Origin of the sequence: Pseudomonas sp. D(2018) (genome assembly GCF_005502555.1) — a bacterium.
Lineage (GTDB): Bacteria > Pseudomonadota > Gammaproteobacteria > Pseudomonadales > Pseudomonadaceae > Metapseudomonas > Metapseudomonas resinovorans.
On record NZ_SCOK01000116.1, the window covers coordinates 1 to 1,908 of the forward strand.

Annotated in this window: 3 protein-coding genes; all 3 read left to right on the forward strand. The window is 60.3% G+C overall.

The genetic code is table 11. From position 1 onward, the window contains the following. Positions 1 to 5: 5 nt before the first annotated feature. The 3 genes from aat to infA all read left to right on the forward strand — a co-directional run bounded on the left by aat (position 6) and on the right by infA (position 1,768). Positions 6 to 686, forward strand: a complete 681-nt coding sequence (aat, locus tag FFS60_RS28505) for a leucyl/phenylalanyl-tRNA--protein transferase (RefSeq protein ID WP_028630498.1) — start codon at positions 6 to 8, stop codon at positions 684 to 686. A 54-nt stretch (positions 687 to 740) separates the two neighbouring features. Next, positions 741 to 1,448: an arginyltransferase gene (locus FFS60_RS28510; protein ID WP_137823893.1), complete on the forward strand. Its 708-nt coding sequence runs from the start codon at positions 741 to 743 to the stop codon at positions 1,446 to 1,448. A 101-nt stretch (positions 1,449 to 1,549) separates the two neighbouring features. After that, the gene (gene infA / locus FFS60_RS28515) at positions 1,550 to 1,768 is read left to right on the forward strand and encodes a translation initiation factor IF-1 (protein WP_016492441.1); all 219 of its coding nucleotides are present in this window, start codon (positions 1,550 to 1,552) and stop codon (positions 1,766 to 1,768) included. The last annotated feature ends 140 nt before the right edge of the window (positions 1,769 to 1,908 follow it).

Consider the following 1,908-nt stretch of genomic DNA (forward strand, 5'->3'; position numbering starts at 1 on the left):
CCCCCATGCTGACCTGGTTACAACGAGACTCCCTCGAATTCCCGCCACTCGGGCGCGCCATGCGCGAACCCAACGGCCTGCTCGCAGCAGGCGGCGACCTTTCCCCAGAACGCCTGATTCAGGCGTATCGCCACGGCTGCTTCCCCTGGTATCAGGAAGGCCAGCCGATTCTCTGGTGGTCGCCCGACCCACGCACGGTGCTGGCACCCCAGGAAATTCACGTCTCCCGCAGCCTTGCCAAACTACTGCGGCAGGAACGCTTTCGCGTGACCTTCGACCAAGCCTTTGCTGCGGTGATCGAAGGCTGTGCCGGCCCGCGCGACTACGCTGACGGGACCTGGATCACCCCGGCGATGCAGGCCGCTTATCTTGAACTGCACCGCCGTGGCGTGGCTCACTCGGTCGAAGTCTGGCAACACGATGAACTAGTCGGCGGCCTTTATGGGCTGGCCATCGGCAAGCTGTTCTTCGGTGAATCCATGTTCAGCCGGACAGACAACGCGTCCAAGGTGGGCTTCGCCACCCTTGTGCACCACCTGCACCAATGGGGATTCGTGCTGATCGACTGCCAGATGCCCACCCAGCACCTGCAAAGCTTCGGCGCTCACACGATCAGCCGGGAAAAGTTTTCCCGCTACCTGCAGCTGTACCTTGATCAGCCGAACAACGCCGACTGGATCGCCTAGGCGAGCCTCGCAGGCTGACATACACTTGCTGAAGGGTTCTCCCGGGGGTTGATCATGACCGAGCTGGCTCGCCTCAAGTTTTATGCCACTCAACCGCATCCATGCAGCTACCTGCCCGAGGAACAGGCCACCACGCTATTCCTCGACCCCAGCCAGCCCATGGACGTGGACGTCTATGCCGAACTGTCGGAAATGGGCTTTCGTCGCAGCGGCGATCACCTCTATCGCCCTCACTGCCAACGCTGCAATGCCTGCGTTCCAGCGCGCATCCCCGCCGACCAGTTCATTCCCAGCCGCCAGCAGAAGCGTATCCTCAAGCGCAACTCAGACTTGACCATAACCCCCGTACGCCCGGCCTTCACCGAGGAGTACTATGCGCTCTACGTCCGCTACATCGAGCAGCGCCACGCAGACGGCGACATGTACCCACCCAGCCGAGACCAGTTCTCCACGTTCCTGGTGCGCGACCTGCCCTTTTCCCGCTTCTATGAATTCCGCCTAAAGGGCGACCTGAAAGCCGTGGCAGTCACTGACGTCTTACCCAACGGGCTTTCCGCGGTCTACACCTTCTACGACCCCGATGAGGAGCGACGCAGTCTTGGCCGCTATGCCATCCTCTGGCAGGTCGGCGAAAGCGCCCGTCTTGGCCTGCAGGCCGTCTATCTCGGCTACTGGATCAAGAACTGCAGAAAGATGAACTACAAGACCCAGTACCGCCCGATCGAACTCTTCGTCAATCAGCGCTGGGTAACACTTAGCTGAAGCCCTTGGCGAGCAGTGCTGTTTTCGGGCACAATGCACGCCGTTTTTGCCCGCCGCGCACTGCGACCGGGCCCATCTCTGAATACCGAGGGCTTTACTGCATGTCGAAAGAAGACAGCTTCGAAATGGAAGGCACTGTCATCGACACCCTGCCCAACACCATGTTCCGTGTGGAGTTGGAAAATGGGCACGTCGTCACCGCGCACATTTCCGGCAAGATGCGCAAAAACTACATCCGCATTCTCACCGGGGACAAGGTTCGCGTCGAGCTGACGCCGTACGATCTGAGCAAGGGCCGCATCACCTACCGCGCTCGCTGATCGGAAGTCATAAAAAAGCCCGGCATCTCAGGCCGTGTGAAAACTCCCTGAGTGCAGGCCAAGCCAACGCCCCGACTGGTTCGGGGCGTTGGTGTTTCTGGGTAATCGAAAGCGAGGAGCGGGATTTATCCCATCAGCTC